Annotated in this window: 15 protein-coding genes and 1 pseudogene; 9 read left to right on the top strand and 7 right to left on the bottom strand. The window is 71.3% G+C overall.

Annotation, left to right across the window (positions count from 1 at the left end; genetic code table 11):
• Positions 1-36: 36 nt before the first annotated feature.
• Together AQJ67_RS19475 and AQJ67_RS19470 are read left to right on the top strand one after the other, a co-directional pair.
• On the top strand, positions 37-4,887 hold the full coding sequence (locus tag AQJ67_RS19475; RefSeq protein ID WP_079056044.1) for a TIR domain-containing protein: 4,851 nt from the start codon (positions 37-39) through the stop codon (positions 4,885-4,887).
• Positions 4,888-4,984: 97 nt separating this feature from the next.
• Positions 4,985-5,728, top strand: coding sequence for a hypothetical protein (locus AQJ67_RS19470; RefSeq protein WP_079056043.1), 744 nt, complete (start codon positions 4,985-4,987; stop codon positions 5,726-5,728).
• A 7-nt stretch (positions 5,729-5,735) separates the two neighbouring features.
• On the opposite strand, the gene AQJ67_RS19465 is transcribed toward AQJ67_RS19470, so the two are convergent.
• Positions 5,736-8,285 carry a CHAT domain-containing protein gene (locus AQJ67_RS19465; protein ID WP_159058799.1) on the bottom strand — a complete coding sequence of 850 codons (2,550 nt, stop codon included), beginning with the start codon at positions 8,283-8,285 and terminating at the stop codon, positions 5,736-5,738.
• A 68-nt stretch (positions 8,286-8,353) separates the two neighbouring features.
• Here AQJ67_RS19465 and AQJ67_RS19460 point away from each other — a divergent pair, with 68 nt between their 5' ends.
• The gene (locus AQJ67_RS19460; protein WP_062720264.1) at positions 8,354-10,186 is read left to right on the top strand and encodes a glycosyltransferase family 4 protein; all 1,833 of its coding nucleotides are present in this window, start codon (positions 8,354-8,356) and stop codon (positions 10,184-10,186) included.
• Positions 10,187-10,262: 76 nt separating this feature from the next.
• Positions 10,263-11,192: a hypothetical protein gene (locus AQJ67_RS19455; protein ID WP_062720263.1), complete on the top strand. Its 930-nt coding sequence runs from the start codon at positions 10,263-10,265 to the stop codon at positions 11,190-11,192.
• A gap of 19 nt (positions 11,193-11,211) precedes the next feature.
• On the opposite strand, the gene AQJ67_RS19450 is transcribed toward AQJ67_RS19455, so the two are convergent.
• Together AQJ67_RS19450 and AQJ67_RS19445 are read right to left on the bottom strand one after the other, a co-directional pair.
• The gene (locus AQJ67_RS19450; RefSeq protein ID WP_062720262.1) at positions 11,212-11,787 is read right to left on the bottom strand and encodes a dihydrofolate reductase family protein; all 576 of its coding nucleotides are present in this window, start codon (positions 11,785-11,787) and stop codon (positions 11,212-11,214) included.
• Between the two features lie 124 nt (positions 11,788-11,911).
• Positions 11,912-12,958, bottom strand: a complete 1,047-nt coding sequence (locus AQJ67_RS19445) for an endonuclease/exonuclease/phosphatase family protein (RefSeq protein ID WP_062720261.1) — start codon at positions 12,956-12,958, stop codon at positions 11,912-11,914.
• A gap of 61 nt (positions 12,959-13,019) precedes the next feature.
• Here AQJ67_RS19445 and AQJ67_RS19440 point away from each other — a divergent pair.
• From AQJ67_RS19440 to AQJ67_RS19425, 4 genes and pseudogenes are all read left to right on the top strand, one after another.
• Positions 13,020-13,403 (top strand): annotated as a pseudogene (locus AQJ67_RS19440) (sensor histidine kinase); the annotation flags it as partial.
• A gap of 70 nt (positions 13,404-13,473) precedes the next feature.
• Positions 13,474-13,884 (top strand): hypothetical protein, encoded by a 411-nt coding sequence (locus AQJ67_RS19435; protein ID WP_062720260.1) that lies wholly within the window; start codon positions 13,474-13,476, stop codon positions 13,882-13,884.
• An 85-nt stretch (positions 13,885-13,969) separates the two neighbouring features.
• Positions 13,970-14,701 carry a hypothetical protein gene (locus AQJ67_RS19430; protein ID WP_159058798.1) on the top strand — a complete coding sequence of 244 codons (732 nt, stop codon included), beginning with the start codon at positions 13,970-13,972 and terminating at the stop codon, positions 14,699-14,701.
• Positions 14,702-14,777: 76 nt separating this feature from the next.
• Entirely contained in the window at positions 14,778-15,137 is a 360-nt protein-coding gene (locus tag AQJ67_RS19425) for an antibiotic biosynthesis monooxygenase family protein (RefSeq protein ID WP_062720258.1), read from the top strand.
• A gap of 51 nt (positions 15,138-15,188) precedes the next feature.
• Here the strand turns inward: AQJ67_RS19425 and AQJ67_RS19420 are convergent, their stop codons facing one another.
• The 3 genes from AQJ67_RS19420 to AQJ67_RS19410 all read right to left on the bottom strand — a co-directional run bounded on the left by AQJ67_RS19420 (position 15,189) and on the right by AQJ67_RS19410 (position 19,128).
• Complete coding sequence (locus AQJ67_RS19420) at positions 15,189-15,959, bottom strand: DUF4328 domain-containing protein (RefSeq protein ID WP_062720257.1); 771 nt, start codon at positions 15,957-15,959, stop codon at positions 15,189-15,191.
• Positions 15,960-16,119: 160 nt separating this feature from the next.
• A complete protein-coding gene (locus AQJ67_RS19415; protein ID WP_062720550.1) occupies positions 16,120-17,082 on the bottom strand; it encodes an alpha/beta fold hydrolase in 963 nt (320 codons plus the stop codon).
• A 72-nt stretch (positions 17,083-17,154) separates the two neighbouring features.
• Positions 17,155-19,128, bottom strand: a complete 1,974-nt coding sequence (locus AQJ67_RS19410; RefSeq protein ID WP_062720256.1) for a glycoside hydrolase family 97 protein — start codon at positions 19,126-19,128, stop codon at positions 17,155-17,157.
• A gap of 238 nt (positions 19,129-19,366) precedes the next feature.
• Here AQJ67_RS19410 and AQJ67_RS19405 point away from each other — a divergent pair, with 238 nt between their 5' ends.
• Positions 19,367-20,476, top strand: coding sequence for a terpene synthase family protein (locus tag AQJ67_RS19405; RefSeq protein WP_159058797.1), 1,110 nt, complete (start codon positions 19,367-19,369; stop codon positions 20,474-20,476).
• Here the strand turns inward: AQJ67_RS19405 and AQJ67_RS19400 are convergent.
• Complete coding sequence (locus AQJ67_RS19400; protein WP_244190520.1) at positions 20,447-21,958, bottom strand: aldehyde dehydrogenase family protein; 1,512 nt, start codon at positions 21,956-21,958, stop codon at positions 20,447-20,449. The two genes, AQJ67_RS19405 and AQJ67_RS19400, sit on opposite strands and share 30 nt — an antisense overlap.
• Positions 21,959-22,014 lie beyond the last annotated feature (56 nt).

Below are 22,014 nucleotides of genomic sequence, written 5' to 3'. Positions count from 1 at the left end.
GCGCGTGCTCCAACGTCGTCGACCGGAGGGCTCGTCTTGGATCATCGGGGCCTTCGTTCAGGGGACGGGGACGGGGACGGGCGGAGCGTCCCCGGTGGGGACGCCGAGGGAGCGCTCGCCGAGATCCTGGACGTACCCGACCTGGAGGCGGTCACCAGGGCGTCGGCCGGACGGGTCGATGCGGGGGAGCTGGCCCGGGCCGTGGGCGACGCCCGGCGGCGGGTCGCCGTCGTCGAGGTGGAGGGACGGCCCGTCGGCACGGGTGTGCTCGTCCAGCCCGATGTGGTCCTGACCGCCGGTCATGTGCTGCGCCACGCCCTTGCGTCGGGGAGACCGACGGGCTCAGCGGTGGCCCGCTTCGACTTCCACCGGCGTACGGCGGCGGGGGTGTGCGGGGCGGGGATTACGGTGCGGCTGACGGAACTCCTCGGCGGAGGACCGGACACGGAGGCCGGATTCGCGTTGCTGCGGACCGATCGACCGGTGCCGCCCGCGGAATGCTGCGAGGGCTCTGCCGTTCCGCGCGGGCACTACGCGCTGGACCCGGCGCCCTACGACCTTCGTGCCGGCCTCCCGCTGCTCCTCCTGCACCACCCGCTCGGCACACGCCTGCGCGCGGCGGTCCCGGCGGTGACGCAGTCGGACTCCGGGGGCGCCCACATCCACTACCGGAACGTCCGCACGGCGCGCGGATCGGGTGGGGCGCCCCTCGTCGACGTACAGGGACGGCTCGTCGGCATCCACGACGACATGGCCGGAGCGGTCGGCCGGGGCCTCACCGCGGCCGAGATCGCGAGTGCCGTGAAGAACGGGCCGCATCCCTGGATCGCGGACCTCGCGGCCGTCGTCCCCGGCCCCACGCACGGCCCCGCGATCATGCTGAGCTGGGTACCGGAAGACAGGAGCTGGGCGAGACGGGTGCACGCCATTCTCGCCGAGGCCGGCCACCGGGTCTTCCTGGAACCCGACTCGGGCACACCAGGACACCGCACCGTGCGGGAACATGTGGAGGGCGGCGGCCGGGTGTTCGCCGTCGTCAGCCCGGCCTATCTGGCCGATTCCGCCAAGACCGCCGAACGTGACTTCGTCGTCCACGATCTCGACCACGCGACCGCGCGCAGCCGACTGGTACCCCTGCTGGTGGAGGGCGAGGCCACAGGCAGCGTCGCCCTGCTGTCACCCGTTGACCTGCGCGGCACGCCGGACCCGGACCTGTCCGCACGCGTCACCTCCGCCGCGCCTCCGGCACGTGCCCCGCTGCCCGCCCCGACCTCACCGGCCACCGCCGAGACCGCGCGGGACGCCGTACTGACATTCCGGCCCGACGATCCGCTGCCCCGGCTCCAGCGGCTCAGCGCCCGGGCCCGCCGCGCTGCCGGAACCGTCTCGGGCACGATCTTCGCCGACGGCGAGCACAGCCAGTTCGAGGCGGGGCTGTACGTCACCCGAGACCTGGAGGAGGAACTGCTCGAACTGCTCGACGCCGACCGCGACACCCCGCTCGTCGTCACCGGCGACGCCGGCTGCGGCAAGACCAGCCTGCTGTGGAGTCTGGCCGGGCGCCGGTGCGAGCAGGGCGGAGAGGTCTTCTTCCTCAAGGCGACCTGGCTGGTGCCCGACGACACCGGCGCCACCCGGGTCGACCAGGAGATGCTCCTCACCTCGATCGCACAGGCACGGCGGGACGGACGCACCGTCACCGTTCTGGTCGACACCGTGGACGTCGTCGTGAACAGCGACTCCGCGTGGGACACGCTGGTCACCGTCGTGGAGTCGGCGGCGGCGGACGCCGCGGTCGTCGTCACGTCCAGAGTGGCGGAGGCGAAGGAACTGCCCTCGTCGTGGCGGCACCGGGAGCTGTCCGACTACTCGACCGAGCGCGGGCCGGACGCGTACGCGACGAGCGAGTTCGACCGCGCTGTCCTGGCCCACAGCGCCTTCTTCGGCAGCGATCCCGAGATCCGCGAGGATCTGATCACCGAAATGCTGAGCATCGCGGCCCGGGACATCTCCCTCAACCCGCTGTGCCTGCGCCCGCTGACCCTGCGCATGCTGTTCGAGATCTACACCCCGGCCCGGGTACCCGACGTGGTCGACACCACCGGCCTGTACGAGGCCTATTGGGACCACCGGGTGACCCGCGACCGCCGCTCCTGGGACCGCGCCGGAAGCCGGGCCGAACACGAACACGCGCACCAGCGCGAACAGGAACGCGACCTCGGCGCCGCCGCCATGGCCCTGGCCCTGGAGATGCTCCGCACCGGCCTCCCCGAGGCGCGCGTCGACCGGGTGCGCCTGCCCGACTCCCTGACCTCCCAGGACCTCGGCCGGGACATCGCCCTTCTGGTCGGCCGGGGCGTGGGCCAACTCGCGGGCGGCGTCTTCCAGTTCTTCCACCAGACGTTCTTCGAGTACGCCGCGAGCCGCGCCCTCGTCCAGCGGCACGGCGGCGCCGGACTGAGCGCCCTGGTGCGCCATCTGCGCGGCCTGCCCGGTGACGACTACTTCCTGCTGGCCGTCCTCGAACAGGCGTGGCTGTGCGCGGACCGGCCGCAGAGCGCCGCGCCGGCCGCCGGGCAGGTGCTGGCGGAACTGCTGCGGGACTTCGCCCCGGCCCCCGACGACGCGCGGGGCTCGCCCGGTGATCGCCCCGTCGTCCGCTACGGACTGCGCCGCGCGGTCCTGTCCGTGTGCGCCCAGAGCTCTCTGCTGACCGACGAGCACACCCCGGACCTGCTGCGTCTCCTCGGCTCGGCCGACGAGCTGCCGCTGCCCGCCCTGCGCCAGTTCCTGGCCCTGCTGCCCTCACCGGCCCGGCCCTACGGCCCCCGTGACATCGCCGTGCTCACGACCGCCTCCCGCCGCTCCGACCTGGCCTGGATCACCGCACTGGAGGTCCTGGAACGACTGCTGCCCAGGGACTCGGCGCAGGTCCTCGACACGGTCGCCGCACTGGAGCTCGTCGAACGCGCCGTCGCGGGCGAGGAGTTCCTGTCGACCCGCGGCGAACTGGCCAGGTTCCTCGTCACCCTGCTGCGCTGGGAGCCGGAGCAGGCGGCACCGCTCATGACCGAGGTGGCCGCGGCCGCCCTGGACCGCTCCGGGTTCCAGTACGTCGCCCAGATGCTGACCAGGATGGCGACCCTGGCCGAGGACGACACCGACCCCGGCCGGTGGGCCGACTGGGCGAACGCCATGATCGGGGACACCACCGTCACCTCGACCGTCCTCATCAGGGCGCACACGGCCGTACTGCTGCCGCACCTGCACACCCTGGACCTGCCCGAACTGGTCGGCAGACTCACGGAACTCGTCTCCCGCCTCCGGTCCGGCACCGAGCCCACCGCCGCCGACCGCTCGCTGCTCGGGGCGCTCCTCACCGCCCTCGCCACCGCCGGCCCGGCCGAGTCCGACCCGGCGCCGGTCGTGGACCTGCTGGCCCGGATCACCCGCCGCGAGCACGTCACCGACCTGTCGCACGGCGCCCTGGTCAGGCTGCTCGGCTCCGACACCCCCGTCGGCGGCGCCGTCCGCGATCTGGCCGTGCAGTGGCTCCGGGACGGCATGCTCGTGATGGGGGAGGACGACAACCTCGCGGCGGCCCGGGCCAAGGTCGTCCGTACGGCGCTCGGTCAACTGGACCTGCCGCTGCCGTACGTCGCCGACGTCGCCGGCCGGGCGGCCAGGTCGTGGACGGCCGGGACCGTCCATCCGAAGCGGGTCTGGCAGATCAGGGACTGTCTGCGTCCCCTGCTCGTGCGCGGCGCCGCCGCGGGCATCCCGGAGGCCGCTCAGGTGCTTCAGGAACTGCCGGGCGCTTTCCGGGTGTCCGGCGCCGACATCACGACGTGGGCCGACCCCTTCGGACGGCACACCCCCACCGCGCACGAGACCGGCGTGCTGGCCGACCTCCTGCTGCGGACCGGCGAACTCGACCGGCTGCGCACCCTGCTCGCCCAGAACGTCACGCTTGAGGTCGGCACCCTCGACCGCCTCACCCGGTCCACTCTCACCGACCTGCGGGCCCGGGTGCCCGAGACCCGGCCCCGCACGATGAACCAGCAGACCCGCACCGGTTTGAGATCCCTCACCTCGCGCCTCGCCGCGGTGGCACGGACGGGCGCCACCGTCCCGCTCGACTGGGCCGAACTGTCCGGCTGGATCCGCCGAGTCCCCGACGGCCCCGCCGTCGGCTGGCTCGTCGAACTCGTCGGCGCCGGTCTGACCCGCGACGCGTACCCGCCCGACGAGGCCCTGCGGCTGCTGCGCGGCGTCTGCGGCGCCGACACCACCCCAGGCACCGAAGGCACCGCCGCCATCGACTGCGTGGGCGAGGACGGACGCAGGGCCCGGCGCTGGTGCCTGTGGTGGTACGGCGTGCACGGCACGGTGGACGACGTCGAGGAGATGCTCCGCCTCGCGTTCACGGAGCCGGTCGACGAGGACGGCCTCATCGAGATCTCCGAAATGATCGTCGGCGGCATCCGGACAGACCCGCTCACCGGCGACGCGGCTCTCGACCTGCTGTTCCGCATGGGCCACGGCCTCAAGGACAGCAGGCTGGGATCGGCGCCCCGCAAGAAGGTGGCCCGGGCGTGGCGCGCCGCCATGCGGGCCGTCGTACCGGGCTGCGGCGTCGCCGGACACCTGCGCCTCCTCGACGAACTGCCGCTCCTGGAGGACAGGTTCGCGGCGCGCCTGCTGCACTACGTGCCGGTCAGCCGCAGCCCCCGGGTGCAGACCGCGCTCGACGCCGTCGCCGCACAGCCGGGGTTCGGCTCCCAGGTGCAGAAGGCGGTGCACAAGATCCTCGACGAGCGTCGACGGGCGGCCTCGGAGGGCGGCTGGCCGCATCTCTTCAGGGACCTCCAGCACTCTGACCTGTAGCACTCTGGAAGACACCCGGTCGAACCGGGAGAATGACGTGACACCGATACGACGTCGGACGACGACGTCACAAGGTGGACCGACGGAGGGGGCGGCGGTGGCGGGGGTCACGCTGAACGTGGCGATCGGGCTGCTCACCAGCATGCTCAGCGCGGGGTTCGTCTGGCTGTGGCAGCGCGGGCGGAACACGCGGGCGCTGCACCGAAAGGCACGGTTCTTCGGGATGCGGCCGGGCGAGACGTGCATCGTCGTCATGAACCACAAGTGGGACCGGCCGGGCGTGGCCGCGCACCACGACGTGCAGGCCATGGTCGAGGCCGTCGTCCTGGCCCGTGAACTGGACTGCGCGGTGTCGATGCGCGTCAGCGGCGACTTCCGCGACAGCAACGGACCGTGCGCGGAGTTCTGCATCGGCGGCCCCGAGAACGGTTCCAACGTACGAACCGCCGGGCATCTGCAGCACAACCTCCCCGGCGTCGAGGTGCGGCCCTTCAGCGACCGGCCGGACTCCATGGCCTTCGTGGTGGGGGAGGAGACCTTCCCGTGGGACCGCGGGCGGTGCGAGCACGTACTCGTCGCCAAGTTCCGCCCGCTGTCGGCGACGCGGCCCGTGTTCGTCGTCTGCGGCCAGAGCGCCGTCACCAACCACGCGGCGATGGTCTACCTGCGCCGCTCCTACCGGGAACTGTCCGACCGGCTCGCGAGCACCGAGCGCTTCTGCCTCATCCTGCGGGTCGACGCGATTGCCACGTACGGCGTGCAGGGGACCACGCTCGCCCGGGACGTCTCGGCATCCGCCTTCGAACCCCGGCCCGGCCTGCGTCCCGCCGCGGCCGGCTGACCCGCAATCAGTCTCCGGCCCCCATCACACACATGCCGGCCCAGTCGTACGGACCGAGCTCGGGATGCCGGTCACGCAGCGCCCGCGCGGCCGCCCGCAGCGCCGACCGCGCCGGCATCCCCTCGGCGACGTACCGCAGGGTCTGCGCGGCGATACGGGCGGCGGCCTGCTCACCGACCCGGCCCACACCGGCCACGACGGTCCGCGCGCCGCCGAGAAGGCCGCCGACGGCGAGACTCAACGGGTCCCGCCCGTAGCGGCTGGCCGCGGTGGCGCTCCAGCAGCCCACGAGCAGCAGCAGTTCGGGCAGCGGCAGAGTGGCCAGCGAGTCCAGGGTCACCCCGGCCGGGCCCAGCGTCGTGTCGCCCGGGGCGGCGCCATGACCGCTGACGTAGAGCAGGGCCGGGGCCAAAAGCTCCGCCACGTCGGCCAGGCCGCCGAGCGGCCGGTGCCCGCCGGGCCAAGTGTCCAACGCCGCCCGCTCCCGCGCGTACGCGGGCAGCGCGTCGTCCAGAAGGCTGCCCGCCGCCCCCGCACCACTCCCCGAAGGAGCAGGCTGCCGGGCCCGGCCGTGGACCAGGCACAGGGTGCGCAGGCTCGGCGTCAGCGTCACCTCCGCCACGTCCACCAGCGCGGTGTCGCCGCGCAGGAGGGCACCGTACGGCACATGCCACAGCCGGGGATCCGGGCAGATCACGACCGACCTCGGAGCCTCGGGCGTGCCCTGCCAGATCTCCGGGGCGGGCAGCAGCAGTTCGCCCAGCGCCTGCCACACGGCGCGGGCCACGCCTCGCGGCGGCAGCGGCGTACCGGCGGCCATCCGCCCGATCCACGGGGCCGGCCGCGCGGGCACCGGCTCCACCGTCGCGCGCCAACGGCCGCCCCGTTCCCGCACGGCCGTCGACGACCACCACCCCGCGGTGCCGTGGCCCAGCTGCACCATCACGACGACGTCCGCGAGCGCGTCCAGTTCCTCGGGCGACGGCAGCCCGCCCGGCAGCGGCAGAACAGCGATCTCGTCGGCGTTCCCGCCCGCCAGCACCCGCGCCACGTCCGAGCCCAGCTCGAACAGGTCCTGCAGCCGGTCGTCGCCGGCCGACGGGGGAAGCAGCGGCAGGTCGGTCAGCGGCCGGGTCAGCGAACTCCCGTCCAGCAGTACCCGGTTGAGCACATCGGCCCGGCCCAGCTCCATGACCTGGGCGACGGCGTCGTGATCCTCGACGGCGGCGTGCAGCCGGATCGCCGCGGCGTACACCTCCTCGCGCTCCGCGTGCACACCCCAGCGGGCCTCAGGGGCGCTCAGCAGGTCGCGTTGCAGCTCCGCACCGATGAGCGCGCCCCGCCCGGCGGCGAACCAGACGGCGGAGGGCAGCACCGACTCGTCGGAGATCGACAGCGCCTCGTGGAGCGCCTGCCAGGTGCGCGCCAGATCCCGGCGGTCCGGGCGGCAGGCGGTCTCCAGGATCACGCCCAGATGGCCTGCCGCCTCACGCTGGTCCCCGCCGGAGGCGAGCAGGGCCCGCGCCAGGTGCCGCCGTCGGCGCAGTCCTTCGAGGGAGTCGTCGTCCCGCTGCCCCCGCCCCGCACGCCGTGCGGTGGCGGCCGCTCCGGCGAAGTCCCCGCTCGCGTACTGGATGTCGGCCCGCTCCAGCAGAATCTGACCGAGCCGGGAGTGCTCACCGGCCCGTTCGCACTCCTCGGCCAGTTCGTCGGCCAGCGCCAGGGCGTCCTCGGTGCGGCCCAGCGCGCGCAGACAGTCGATCCGGGAAATCCGGGTGATCACGAGGTTGTCCGCACTCACCCCGGTGAACAGGTCCTCGGCGCGCAGATATGCGGCAAGGCCCGTCCGCGGGTCTCCGACCATGACGTGCAGCCGCGCCTCGCGTACGGCGATCATGCCGCGCGTCAGATCGTTCACCTCGCCCTCGTGCGCCTCGGCCAGGGCCCGCGCCTCGGCCAGCGTCGCGAGCGCCAGGTCCAGCCGGCCCGACAACCGTTCGCCCAGGCTGCGTTCGAGCAGGACCTGCACGTGGATCAGGACCATCTGGGGCCGGTCCGCGAAGGCGCGGCACACCTGGAGCGCCTGCTCGCACAAGGCGATGCCCTCCTGGTACTCGCCGGTCAGCCCGCGGAGCGTGGCCAGTTCACGCCTGGCGACCGCGTGCGCCCTGGCCGTCGACTCGTCGAGGGGAAGGGCGAGTTGGGCGTGATCCCACGTCTCGGCGACCACGAAGCCGCCCCGCAGCCGGTGGCGCATGGCCAACAGGCTCGTGACGGAGACGACCTTCGCCTCGTCGCCCGCCCGTACGGCGACCACACGGGCGGCCAGCAGCAACCGAAGGCTCCGCCGGTACCGGCCCTCCCGCCACGCGTCGTCGGCCAGATCGCCGTAGAACCCGGCGAGTTCGCCCCACCGCCCGAGCCTGTGCAGCCCGCTCGCCGCCCGGGCCGCGCGCTCCCAGATCTCGGGGTCCGCCGGCTCGCCCGGCATGCCGCGGAACACGGCCTGAGGTGCCAACAGGGCTTCCAGGAGCGGGGTTCCGGGACGTGATGCCACGTGTGCATGCAATCACGACGAGTCCGCGAAGGGAGGGCGAAAGCGTGGTTCTCTGACATCATCAGGGCATGGTCGACCCGGTGCTCGTGTCTCTGATCGTCCAGTCCGCCTCGGGCCTGATCAGCGAACAGATCAAAGTCCTCTACGAACGTTTCCGCGAGACGGGACTCCCGGCGACGCCCGGATTCGACCTGGGCGACCGTGGCCCCGAGCAGGCGGGCGGACACGCCGTCACCTCGGTCGTGGTCCACGCGTTCGGCGCGGCGGGGGAGGACGGCGAGCGCGAACTCGGCCGGGTGTCCCAGGAGATCGTCCGATGGCTGGCGTCGGCTCCGCCCGCGGTGGCCGGCTCGGTCCGCGTCGAACTGGTCAACCGGGAGACGGGCGCCGTGGCGCGGATCGACAGCGAGACCCCCACCGAGGCCGCCGCGCTGCTGGGCCCCGTCCTCGGCAGCGAGTGGGTGAGCTCGCCCGTGGTGTGGAACAAGGCGGAGTGGACCGAGGAGACGGAGCTGGACGGCGCGGACGCCGGACCGGAGCCCCTGCCGACCGGGGCTCCGGCACAGGCCGCCCCACCGGAGCAGGCGACGCCGAAGTCCCCGACGCCCAGAGCCCCCGCACCGCAATCCCCGGCGCCGGAGCCGGACACGTCCGAAACCGCCGCGGCCAAGGGCTCCTCGGGGCAGCGGGTGCTGGTGGTCGCCGACGAGTGGCTGCCCGCCAAGGGCGGGCTGAGCGCGTTCAGCCGCTATCTGTGCCAGGCGTTCGCCGCCCTGGGACTGCAGACGTACTGCCTGGTGCCCGAGCCCTCGGCGAAGGAGACGGCGGACGCCGACGCGTACGACGTACGGCTGGTCGCCGCACCGGTGGACCCGGGGCGGCCCCGCGACGAAGCCCTGATGCAGAAGCCGGACCTGCCCCGCGGCGTGGAGCCGGACATCGTCGTCGGCCACAGCTGGGTCACCGGCCGCTACGCGCGCGTGATGCAGGGCTACTTCCCGAACGCGCAGCGGGTGCACTTCATCCACATGTCCGCCGACGACACCCCGTTCCACAAGCAGCACGAGCCCGGGACCACCGTGGACGAGGCGGCGGTGGCCGAGGAACGCGGGAAGGCGGAGGAAGCGCTGGCACGGGGCGCGAAGCTGACGGTGTGTGTCGGGCCGCTGCTGTACGACTGGTTCGGCCGTCATGTGCACGAGAAGGCGGGGATCCCGTCCCCGGTCCAGCTCGACCCCGGTTTCGACGGCCCCGACGAATTCAGCAGGGCGCCTAGGACCCGACCGCCGGGCACCCCCAGGATCCTGCTCTTCGGCCGGCTCTCCGACGAAGGGATCAAGGGAGTCGACCTGGCGGCGCGCGCGGTCGGCGCGGCCATGCGCGGTCGCAGCCCGCACCGTGAGGTGGAACTCCTGGTCCGCGGGGCGAAGCCCGGGGAGGGCAGGGCGCTGAAGGAGCGGCTGGAGGACATCGCCGACTGCCCGGCGGTCAAGGTCCTGCCCCGGAACTTCACCGACGACCTGCAGGCCATCCGTGACGACCTGCGCACCTCCAGCCTGGTCCTGATGCCCTCACGGGTCGAGGGGTTCGGCCTGGCCGGCCTGGAGGCGATCACCTCAGGCACCCCCGTCCTGATCAGCGGCGCCAGCGGTCTGGGCCTGCTGCTGGAGAAACTGCTCTCCCAGGACATGCCCGAGATGATCAACCGGCTCGTGGTGCCGGTGCGGAACGGAAAGCGGCACGAGGACGCCAACGTCGACGACTGGCGCATCGCCATCACGATGGTCCTCGGCAATCTGGACGCCGCGTTCGACGGCGCCGCCACCGTGCGGGCGGCCCTGACCGAGAAGCGGACCTGGGCCATGGCGGCCACCCGGCTGCTGGAAGAACTCAAGCGCTGACAGCGGGGGAACATTCTCAGGACATGAGTACGAGTACTCATGCTCCCCGGGACGCCGGGCTGACAGGCTCCCCGCCATGACAAGCGGTAGAGCGACGCTGACGGCCCTGCACCTCCTCCTGGTCTGGGCCATGACGGCGGCCATGGTGCCGGTGCTCGGCTTCGGGGTGGTGGCGTCGGCGTGGGGCGGGGGTGCCGGTGCGACGGTGCCGGTCTTCCTGCTCGGTGTACCGCTGACCGTGCTCCTGCTGGCCGCGGCAGGTCTGCCGGCGAGGACCCTGGTCCCGCTGTGCGCCTCCGCGTCGCGCCGGCTCGGCTGGGCGGTACTGGTGTTCGTCCTCGGCACGGCAGGCGTCGCGGCAGGTCTGGCCGCCTACGGCGCGGACGTCGACCTGGGAAGCGCCAGTACCCGGATCGCCCTCACCGGAATGCCGTACGCCGTGGCCGCGGCGTTCTTCGTGCCCAGCCGGGGGGTACGGCTGGGGGCGCTGGCCGTGCTCGCGGCCGGGGTGGCCTACGGCGGCTTCGTCGGCCCCGCGCAGGCGCGGGAGCGCGAGTACGACGCGGAGGTCGCACGGTACCGGGAGAACCCGGAGTTGCTGTACCTGGGAGCCACGCCACCGGGCATGGAGGTGTCCCGCGCCGAGGTCGGCCCGGCCTCCTTTTTCGTGGACTACGGCCCCGTCCGGGCGGGCTACGAGCTGGGCTACGTGGGCCTCGTGGTGCGCTCATCGTCCGAGCAGACACCGCTGCGATGCCCGGAGCCCGAGGAGCGGGGCGTGACCTGCACGGTGAACGCACAGGGTGAGAAGGCCACGCTCCGCGACCTGCCCGGCGGGGGCCACGACGTCACCCTCGTCCGCCGCCGCGGGAACACGGAGGTCGAGGTCACCAGCCAGAGCCTGGACGAGCCGGGGCTGCGTCGACTCCTGAACACTCTGCACCCGCTGTCGGACGACGAACTGGAAGAGCTGATACGGGAAGAGAAGATCACCTACACGCTGTGAGGGCGGCCGAGCCGGGACGTCAATGGAGGACGGGCCGGTAGACGAGCTCCTGGATGTGCCCGTCGAGCGTCCGGTGCTCAAGCAGCTCCAGGTCGAAGTCGGCCGCGCCCCGGAAGACCGGGTCCAACCCGGTCCGACCGGTGACCACGGGGAAGAGCGTCACCTGAAGGCGGTCGACCAGACCGGCGGCCATCAGCGCCCGGTTCAACGACAGGCTGCCGTGCGAGCGCAACGGTACTTCGGACTCCTCCTTGAGCCGGGCGACGACATCGACGGCGTCACCGCTCACGAGGGTCGCGTCCGGCCAGTCGAGAGGGCCCTCCAGGGTCGTCGACACGACCGTCGTCGGCAGATTCCTCATCCGGGTGACCCAGGGGTCACGCACGTCGGACTCCTCGGTGCTCTCGGCCAGCATCCGCGCGAAGGCCCGATAGGTGTGGGCACCGAGCACCATCCGCTGCTCCTCGTCGTACACGGCAAGGCGGTGGTCGAGCAGCTCGGGCCCTTGCTTGCCCCAGTAGCCGGTCCAGTCGCCGCCCGCGGCGCCGAAGCCGTCGAGGCTGGAGAACACGTCGAAGGTGTAGGTGGCGGTCATGTCGTCCTCCTCGGGAGCGGTTCCTCGCTGCGTAGACCCAGGGTGCTGCCGAAACTCATCGCCGCGCGGAGTACAGGCGGCGCCGACACCCGAACGGCCCGTCCGCGTGGTCGAGCTGATCGGTTCACCAGCTGATTCCGGCCGCCACCGGCAGATGGTCGCTTCCCGTGGCCTGCAGTACCCACGAGCTCGTGGTCTCCACACCGCGGACCAGGATGTGGTCGATCCGCGCCACCGGAAACGTCGCCGGCCAGCTGAAGCCGAAGCCGTCCCCGGCCTCCTCCTGGGCCGAGCGCAGCTGCGAGGTGAGGCCGTCGAACGCCCGGTCGTCCGTCGTGCCGTTCAGGTCGCCGAGCAGCACCACCCGCTCGTTCCGCTCCTCGGCGAGGGCCTTGCCGAGCGCCTGCGCGCCACGATCCCGGCTGTCCGTCCAGAAGCCGTTGCGGGGAAACACCCGTACCGACCCCAGATGGGCCACGTACACGGCCAGCGGACCCTTCCGCGTGGCCACCGTGGTGCGCAGCGCCCGGGCGTAGGCCAGCTTGACGTCGGCCGGCTTGGTGTCCGCCAGCGGCCCGTAGTCCAGCTCGATGTCGACCGCCCGGGAGTCCGACAACGGCGACTTGCTCCACAGCCCGACCGTGCCCTGCACCGTGTGATACCGGTACGCCTGCGCCAGCACCTTCTCGTACGCGCCCCTGGCGTCCTCGGTCACCTCTTCGAGGGCCAGCACGTCCGCCCCGGAGGCGGCCAGGTCACGGGCGGTGCCGGCCGGGTCGGGGTTGTCGGCGCCGACGTTGTGACTGACGACCGTGAGGTCGCCGCCGGAGTGCGACCTGTCGCCGAGCAGCCCGCCGAAGAGGTGCAGCCACACCAGGACCGGCAGCAGCAGCGCGACCACCGCGGAGGCGGAGCGGCGCCACAACGCCGCGGCCAGCAGCACCGGGACGAACAGCCCGAACGAGGGCAGGAAGGTCTCCACCAGGCTGCCGAGGCCCCCGCGGTCCGTGACCTGCGTGTGCAGAAGCAGGAGCAGTCCGAGCAGCAGCGCCGGCACGGCGAGCACCAGCTCGCGCTTCCAGGGCCCCGGCCGGAAGCCGCTGCGGACCACCCGGCTGATGCGCGCACGCCGGCCACCGGAGCCGGTGTCCCGGCGGATGAGTCGAGTCATAACGCCAGTCAAGGCAGCACGGCGTCGCCGGCACGTATGCGGTTTTCGATACGCCGGCGATACGCGCCGACTCCACAACGCCGTCGTCCACAACCTGCCCGAAGACGGCACCGTACGGGTCACCACCCGCGCCGGCCCGGACACCGTGACGCTCACGGTCGAAAACACCGGCGAGAAGCTGACTCCAGAGCTGGCCTCGACCCTCACGGAACCCTTCCAGCGGGGCACCGAACGCGTACACACCGACCACGCGGGCGTCGGCCTCGGCCTGGCGATCGTCAGGACCATCACCCACGCACACGACGGAACCCTCACCCTCACCGCACGCTCCGAGGGCGGGCTCCGCATCACGGTGGAACTCGCGGCGACAGCCGAAGCCGGCGTGCGCGCGCCCGACGCCCTTGAGCGTTACCACCGGCGTCCGCGCACCGGAACCTCTGAATAGGCAGGTTCACCCCGCGCCCGAGCCCGGTGGACGATGGGCGAACTCAGCCACCGCCATGAGGGGGGAACTCATGTCCAACCGAACTTTCGGCGTCCTCGCCGCAGCAGGCGCGCTCGCCATGGCTGCCGGCCTGGCCGGAACCGGTTCCGCGCAGGCAAGCCCGTCCGCGACGCTCTACGGCTGCCCGTCCGGCTACGTCTGCTTCTACCGGACGACGAGCGTCAACTCGGACATCGTCTTCAAGACGGCCGGCAACTGGTACGGAGGCGAGTTCTCCACTCAGGCGGTCTTCAACAACGGCAAGCGCTACCCCGGCGCCGACCACGTCCGGTACACGTTCCACTATCCGTCGTCCCCGAACACGAAGCACACCGACTGCCTGACCTACCACAAGACGGACAGTCCCCTCGTGGAGCCCGGTGAAAGCGCCAGCTTCATCGAGCGCCATGTCGAGAAGATCGAATGGGTCGGCTCCTGCTGAACCGGCCAAGCGCCTCTCCGACTCCGCTGTCAGTGGCGTGCCAGCGGAGACCCCTTGTCAGTGACCCGCTCTATGCTGCTGACTCATGATCGAGAACAGGCTTGGTGCCTTGCTGGAAGCCGGATTCACCGACCGTCTGGGCGAGCGCGACAGGACGCTGCTCGCCCGCCGGGATCTGCTGAAGGCCTGCTACGAAGAACCTGCCCCGCTCTCCTCGGAGACTTGGTGGTACGCGGTTCCCGGCGAGCGCTACGAGGGCCTGTTCACAGCATTGGACCTGCATGACCGTTTCCCCGTCACGCTCGGGGAAGGAGCGGACGTGGCGCTGCTGCCGAACAGACGAGGAGCGTATCCGGTGTTCGTCACACCGGAACTGGACGGCTGGCGGCTGATCACCGGGAACCTCGACGTCGCGGTCGGTGTCGACTGGGACGAGTGGATGAGCGCGCTGGAACGGCTGAGCGCCCACTGCGGTGCGGCCCAGATGTTCTTCGAGGACGAAGCGGGAGGCTCGAACATCTGGGCGGTCGCAGAGCAGGGCCGCATCCGACGCCGGTACGCGCGTGAGGACGACCCCGAGTGGGTCGGCGAGCCGCTGCCATGGGAAGACCTGCGCGTCGACGACGAGGACTTCGACCCGGAGCACGACGACGCCCACCCCGACGAGGGCACGGCGGACGCCCTCACCGCCTCCTCCCATCTTTCCCTGGACCCCAACCGCGTCGGCGCCGGCACCCGGGTACGCGGCCACGGCTGGCTGGCGCTCAGCGCACCAGGCGTGGGGCACGAGGACTTGGGTGGTCTGGTGGGCGGATGAGGGTGTTGTCAGCACCTCGCCCTGTCGATATATGGACCAGGCGTACACATCGTCAACGGTCGGCTGGAGGACCCCCGTGACCGATCCCGCGCCCGATCCCACGCCCGCGTCACTGCCCGACCCGCCCTACTACGCCGTGGTCTTCACCGCCGTGCGGACCGCCGGAGACAACGGCTATCGGGACACGGACGAGCGCCTGATGAAACTGGCTGCCGACCAGCCGGGATTCCTCGGCGTCGATGCCGCTCGCGGTGCCAACGGCCTGGGCGTCACGGTGTCGTACTGGAGGGACGAGGACTCGATCTCCGCCTGGCGGGAGCACGCGGAGCACGCCTTGGCCCGTGCGTACGGACGCGAGCACTGGTACGCCTCGTTCTCGCTCCACGTGGCCAAGGTCGAGCGTGCCTACGGGTTTACCCGCCCGGCGGATTCGTAGCTGCCGACGGCTCCCAGCGCCGAGCCGACCCGAGGTCGGGCGAACCCGAGGTCAGGAGGAGACGGGCGCGGCCGAGCCCGGACCGCTGCGGGCTTTCTCGTCCTGCATCCTGGTCAGCGCGAGGACGAAGAGGATGGCGAGGACGGCGGCGACGATGTCGACCACGTCAGCGAACAGGACCTGCCCCATGGCTCGCCGAATCTCCGGAGCCGTCTCGGCGTTGCGGTACGAGGTGGAGGCGAGCCGGCCGGCCAGCAGGCTGATCACCCAGGCCGTCCACCAGCCGTTCAGGAGCCCGTGCGGCCGGCCCCTGTCCCAGGGGCTGCTGGCATCCCAGATGTCCACCGCGATACGGCGGGGGAACCACAGGTTCACGAACGGCACGAACCAGGCGCCCACGGCCCAGCCGCGCTTCTTGCGGTGCCCGAACGGATCGAACACCTCGGCGTTGACCCGCACCCGGTGGAACCAGACCAGGAAGACGACCGCTGTGGCCAGAAGGGCGACCGTCTGTGCGACACCGGCCGCCGCGTAGAGCGAGTCCGCCCGATCGGCCCTGCGCTGCACGGCCTCGCTGTATTCGCCGTCCATGAGGGCGCCCAGCACGTCGTACGACATGACGTCCGCCCAGACCGCGAACAGGTCGGTGGCGATGACCAGGCCGAGCAGTGCGGCGACGGCCCTGCCGAGGCCGACGGGCGAGCTCAGCCAGGCGTTGTGGCCGTGCGGCGGTGCCATGAGCGGCGCCCCGGCCGCGGCACAGTGGGCGCAGACGACCCCGTCCGGTGCCGCCTCGAAGCGGCGGCATCGCGTGCACAGCATGGTGGAGTAGTCCCCCCGTGTCAGGTATCCAACAGAACCGTGCGCGGTCCTCCCCAGAACCTCGCGCACGGTATGCGGAAGATACGGCTCACCACCCCCGTACGTCCACCGCAATCAGCTGCGGTCCGCCCTGTGGTCCTCGTCCGGTTGTGAGCATCCGTCACGAGCAACCCTTGAGAAACTCGATGAGCGCCGCGTTCACCTCGTCCGGGCGTTCCTGCTGGGTCCAGTGCCCGCAGCCCGCCAGCTCCAGGGGCTCGCGCCGGAGGTTGGGCATGAGTTCGGGGAGCTTCTCGATGAGTTCGGGGGTGCCGGGGAAGGCGGGGACCAGGTCGCGGTCGCCGTAGATGTACAGGGCGGGTGAGGTGACGACGGAGCCGTGCCACGCGGCGGTCAGTTCCCAGTTGCGGTCGAGGTTGCGGTACCAGTTGAGGGCTCCGGTGAAGCCCTGCGAGAAGCTTTCGGTGAGCGCGTCGAGGTCGTCCTCGGTGAGCCACGCCGGCAGCACTTCGGGATCCGGCATCGCCGCGAGCCAGCCGCGCTCGGGGTCGACCAGCGGCTGCCTGCCCTCGGCGGTGCCGGGGGCGTCGCCGGACGCCGAGTAGAAGAACTTCCGCAGGGTAGTACGGGTGTCCCGCGCGAACTCGGCGTCGGCGACCCCGGGACGGTTGAAGTAGTTCCAGTAGAACCGGCCGCCGAACCGCTCCTCCATGGTCGCGAGCGGAGGACGCGTCCCCCGGAACGGCGGCGGCACGCTCAGCCCGGCCACCCCGAGCACCATGTCGGGCCGCAGCAGCGCGGTGTGCCAGGCGACCGGCGCACCCCAGTCGTGCCCGACCACGTATGCCTTCTCCTCACCCAGGGCGTGGATCAGTCCGACGACATCGCCGACCAGATGGAGGATGGTGTACGCGTCCACGTCCTCGGGGTGGTCGCTGCGCCCGTATCCGCGCTGGTCCGGGGCGACCACCCGGAAGCCCGCGTCGGCCAGCGGACCGAACTGGTGATGCCAGGAGTGCCACGACTCCGGGAATCCGTGCAACAGCACCACCAGCGGTCCGCTGCCCTGCTCGGCGATGTGCAGCCGAATGCCGTTCACGTCAACTGTCCGATGCTCAACCATGGACACGAGCGTACGTGTCGTGATCTTCGAGCGGGGGAGCAGGTACGAGGCCGGCCAGGAGGCCGCGGAGTCTCAGTTCGGCCTGATGATGACCGCCTGGCCGCCGGCCGGGGCCATGGCCACGTCCAGCGTGGTCTCCGAGGTGACACTCAGGGTGCTGACCACGACGGGCGTCTGGTACGGGTTGGTGCCCGGCGTCCCGTCAGAGTAGATCGTCGCCGTGTACGTTCCGCCGCCGAGGAAGGACAGCGGGAGCGACAGGGTCCTGGACGTCTCGTTCGTCATCGCCCCGAGGTACCAGGTGCCGCCGTCGCGCCGGGCGACGGCCACGTACTCGCCGATCGCCCCGGCCAGGGTCCGGCTCTCGTCCCAGGTGGTGGGGACGGCGTTGAACCAGGGCAGCCCGGGCCAGTTCGCGGGGTTGTTGTACTTGGACGGTTTGTCGTACCAGAAAAGGAAGTTGAGGGGCTGATAGTACACCGCGGCCATCGCCATCTGGTGGGCGTTGGTCGTCTTGTTGCGCGACTGGCCGTAGCAGATCGTGTAGTCCATCGGCCCGCCGACGTTGCGGGCGAAGGGCAGCGTCACATTGTGTGTGGCGGACGGGAACTGCTCGTTGCCCCGGACGCCTTCCAGGCTGACGTAGTTCGGATAGGTCCGCTCGAAGCCGAACGGCCGGACGTCGTCGTGCATGTCGATCAGCAGCTCGTACTTGGCGGCCCTCGCGGCCCACTCGACGATCTGGTCGGTCATCGACCGCGTGCCGTCGTTGATGAAGCCGAGCTTGATCCCCGCGACGCCCCAGCTCTTGTACAGGCCGAACAGCGCGTCCGCGTCGGTCAGGGCGAGCCGGTTGACGTAGAGGAAGACTCCGATGCCCCGGCTCGTGGCGTACGAGATCACCGACGGCAGATCGATGGCGGCGATGGGCTTCGTCGCGTCGAGGGTGGAGAACTCCGGGCCGTACCACCCGGCGTCGTACTCGATGTACTGAAGGCCGCGCGCCACCGCGAAGTCGACGCCCGCCGTACCGGCGGCGGTGCTGAGCTCGCAGCGGAAGACCTTGCCCGGCTTGATCCACGAGGTGTCCTCGAGGACGCTCTCCGGCGCCAGGTTGAGCACCAGCTCGGCGTTGTCGACGAGTTCGGCGTCGGTGGAGCCGATGACGAGCGCGCGCCAGGGCGTGGCGAACGGCGTGGTGACGGTCGTGGTCGGCTCGACGGGGCCGGTACCGCGGGCGGTGTGCTCCATGAGGAAGGCCGACAGGGTGTTGGGCTGCCCCGGCACCGAACTCAGCATCAGCCGCGGGAAGTTCACCCGCGAGGACTCGCAGACACAGGCGATGAGCCCGTTGGCGAGCGTGGCGGTGAGCGGCAGGTCGGTGAGAGGGCCGTTGTCGGTGCCGGACGCTCCCGTGACGGGTATCGCGTCGGGCGCGACCAGCTCGTAGGCGTTCTCGTCGCGGGCGCTGTAGACGGTGGTGGCGTCCGGGAAGACGAACGTCGTCAGCTCGTCGGCGATGGTCGCCGTGCCCTCGTCCAACAGTACGTAACATAGGGCGACGCCGGTCCGGTACGCCCGGACGCGGACCCCGAACCGGATCCCCGAGAGCCTGTCCCGCAGGTCCCAGCGCTGCTCCTGGTAGTGGTCGACGGCCCGCGCGTCCCGCCCGTACGCGGGCGACCAGACGCGGTGGACGTTCTCCCTCCGGCTTCCCGTCACCGTCACGTCCTCGCCGAGGACGGTCCCGTCGCTCAGCCGGAGGCCCAGGGCGGAGGTGGCGACGACCGTCCTGCCGTGGCGCTCGGCCGACCAGTGGAGGGTGCCGTTCACCAGGGAGAGGGTGATGGAGTTGCCGGCCATGCGGGCGGTCGCGTCGCAGGAGCGCCGCGCCTCTACCGCGTGGGCCTGGCCGGCCGCGCCGACCCCCACGGCCGCCATCCCGACGCCGACGGCCGTGCCCTTGAGCATCCTCCGCCGCGACAGCGCCGCCGAGTCGCCCGCTCTGCCGGCCGTGGACTCGTCTCGGTCCTGTGAGGTTCTCATCGTGCTGGGGCCTCTCCGTTGAGTGCCGCGGCGGTGCGCGGCTCGATCGGGGCGAAGACATGTTGTAGTAAACGCTTTCTGCTGGGGGATGTTGTACGCGCCGTTGCGAGGCGGGGTCAAGACGCCGAGCTTCAGCAGATGTTCTTGAACTCGGCCGTGGTGCACGTTCGTAGCACTACTCAACCAAGTGAGTCCGTGCGCTCTGCCGACGTCGAGCCGGCGACGGGACGCTGTGGCCATGCAGAATGCACGCGAGTTCAGCCTTCCGCCGTTCTACTGCCCCCTGCCGGCAGCGTGCAGCCCGCTGGCCGAAGCGGCAGGGGCTGACGCCGTGGAGTGGATGACGTCCCACGGGCTGTGTGGCGACCCGACGACCCTCGCCCGGATCCGGGAGGCGGAGGTGCACCGGCTGATGGGTTGGCTCGTTCCGCAGCCGGAGAACGAGAACGTTTTCCGGACGCTGACGTGCTTCGCCCATCTGGTGCTGCTCGCGGAGGACCTGCTGTTCGACGGTTCCCCGTCGGCAGGCGGTTTCGGCGGGATCATCGAGCAGGCGGGACGCGTCATGCGGGTCATGGAATCGCCCGGCTACCGGGTCACCGGGGCGGACGACCCGTACACGCTGGCCCTCGTCGACGTGATGAACCGGCTCAGGAAGGAGAGCACTCCGGGCCGGGTCGGCCGACTGACCCACGAGATGAGGCGCTGCTTCGCGGGCGCCGTCCGCGGCATCAACGCCCTGCACGGCCCCGTCCCCCTCACCGAGGACCAGTACATGTCCGTTCGGCTGGACGATGTGGCCGGCCACCTCACCATCGTGCTCATCGAAATGTGCGGGTCCGAGCCGCTGACGGACGACGCGTGGCAGTCCCCGGCGGTGCTGGCCTGCCTGGAGAGCGCCGGAATGGTCGGTGCCCTCGACAACGACCTGTTCTCGTACCGCAAGGAATCCGTGCACGACCTGAATCTGATCAACGTTCTGCAGGTGACGCGAGGGCTCTCCGTCCAGCATGCCGTCGAGGAGACGATGAAGGTACGGGACCGCGTCATGCGGCTGTTCCTGAGGCTGCGGGAGCAGCTTCTGGTCGGCGCCCCGGTGCCGCTTCGCTACGTTCTGGAGCAGTTGGGCCAGGCCCTGCGCGGGCACGTGGAATGGGGGCTGACGGCTCCGCGCCATACGGGGACGCCCTCGAACGCGGCAGCGGCGAGTGGTGTCGCCCCGCTCTCCGGCTGCTGGGCGGACCGGCCTTCGAGCGACGACGCCGATCCGCTGCCGTATCCGAGCATCTCGTGGTGGTGGGACCAGGCCGGGAAGGCCTCAGGGGGACTGCGTACCGAGCAGCAGTGAGTACAGCTTGGCCTCCACCCCGCCGGAGAGGTCGATCGAGACGGCCTTCGGCTGTGTGTACTCGTCGAGGGCGTGCTCGCCGCTCTCCCGGCCGATCCCGCTCTCCTTGCAGCCGCCGAGGGGGAAGTGGGGCGGGAGCGCGTACCAGTCGTTGATCCACACGACACCGGTTTCCAGGCGCTCGGCGATGTCGAGTGCGGCTTGGTTGTCGCGGCTCCAGACACCGGCGGCCAGACCGTACTCGGTACCGTTGGCGATCTCCACGGCCTCCTCGACCGTGTGGTACCGCATGACCGCCAGGACCGGCCCGAAGACCTCTTCATGGGCGATCCGCATGTCCGGGGTGACGTCGGTGAGGACGGTGGGCTCCATCCAGTGCCCGCGAGTGAACCCCGGACCGGACGGCACCTTGCCGCCGTGGACGATGCGGGCGCCTTGGCCGACGGCGGAGGACACACAGGCCAGCGCGTGATCCCGGTTGGCCCGCGAGATGAGCGGGCCGAGGTCGGTCAGCGGGTCCAGCGGGTCGGAGATGCGCAGGGCCCCGACTCGTTCGAGCAACTTGTCCACGAACGTGTCGTGCAGGGAGTCGGGGAGCAGCAGCCGGCTTCCGGCCGCGCAGATCTGACCCGAGAAGGCCATGCACGCGAACAGGGCCCCGTCCACGGCGGTCGTGACATCGGCGTCCTCCAGGACGATGTTGGCCGACTTGCCTCCCAACTCCAGCGTGAGGTGCCTGAAACCGCCCGAGGCTCGGCGCAGTACGTCGTGGCCGACCCGGGTGGAACCGGTGAAGCCGATCTTGCGGACGTCCGGGTGCTCGACGAGCCGTCCCCCGACCTCGGGGCCGTCGCCCGTGACGAGGTTGAGGACTCCGGGTGGGAGGCCCGCGGCTTCGAGTTCGCGTACGAGCTCCACGATGGTGAGCGGGGCCCGCTCGTCGGGTTTGATGACGACGCTGTTGCCCGCGGCCAGTGCGGGGACGACCTTCCAGCCCGCGTGCACCAGCGGGAAGTTCCACGGCACGATGGCGGCGCAGACACCGAGGGGCTCGCGCCGGACCAGCCCGGCCGCCAGCACGGGCGAGAGCATGGCCGAGGGCCGTTCGAAGTCGTAGCGCTCCACCAGGTACACCTGGTAGCGGAGATGGGCCAGTGACGTCCCGATGTGCAGTGCCTCGGCCAGCCGCACAGGAGCGCCGTTCTCCCTGACCTGCGTCTGGACCAGCTCTTCGGAACGGCGCACCAGGCGGTCGGTCGCTTCGCGCAGCACGGCTGCCCGTTCCGCGGGCGGTGTGGCACGCCAGGTCCTCTCCTCGTACGTCGACCGCGCGGCGGCGACCGCTTGGTCGACGTGCTCACGACGGCCTTTGGCGAGGGTCGCCACGAGTTCTTCCGTCGCCGGGTTGTGGATCTCGTAGCGGTCCGGGCTGTCGATCCACTTTCCGTCGATGTACATCAGGGCGTGCGGAACTTCCTGCACTGGCGGGGCCTCCTGCCCGTTCGGTCGCGGACACGGTCGTGGTGCGGGATGAGGGG

Origin of the sequence: Streptomyces caeruleatus, assembly GCF_001514235.1 — a bacterium.
Classification (GTDB): domain Bacteria; phylum Actinomycetota; class Actinomycetes; order Streptomycetales; family Streptomycetaceae; genus Streptomyces; species Streptomyces caeruleatus.
The sequence above is the reverse complement of the archived record's forward strand: the minus strand, read 5'-3'. Positions and strand labels throughout refer to the sequence as shown.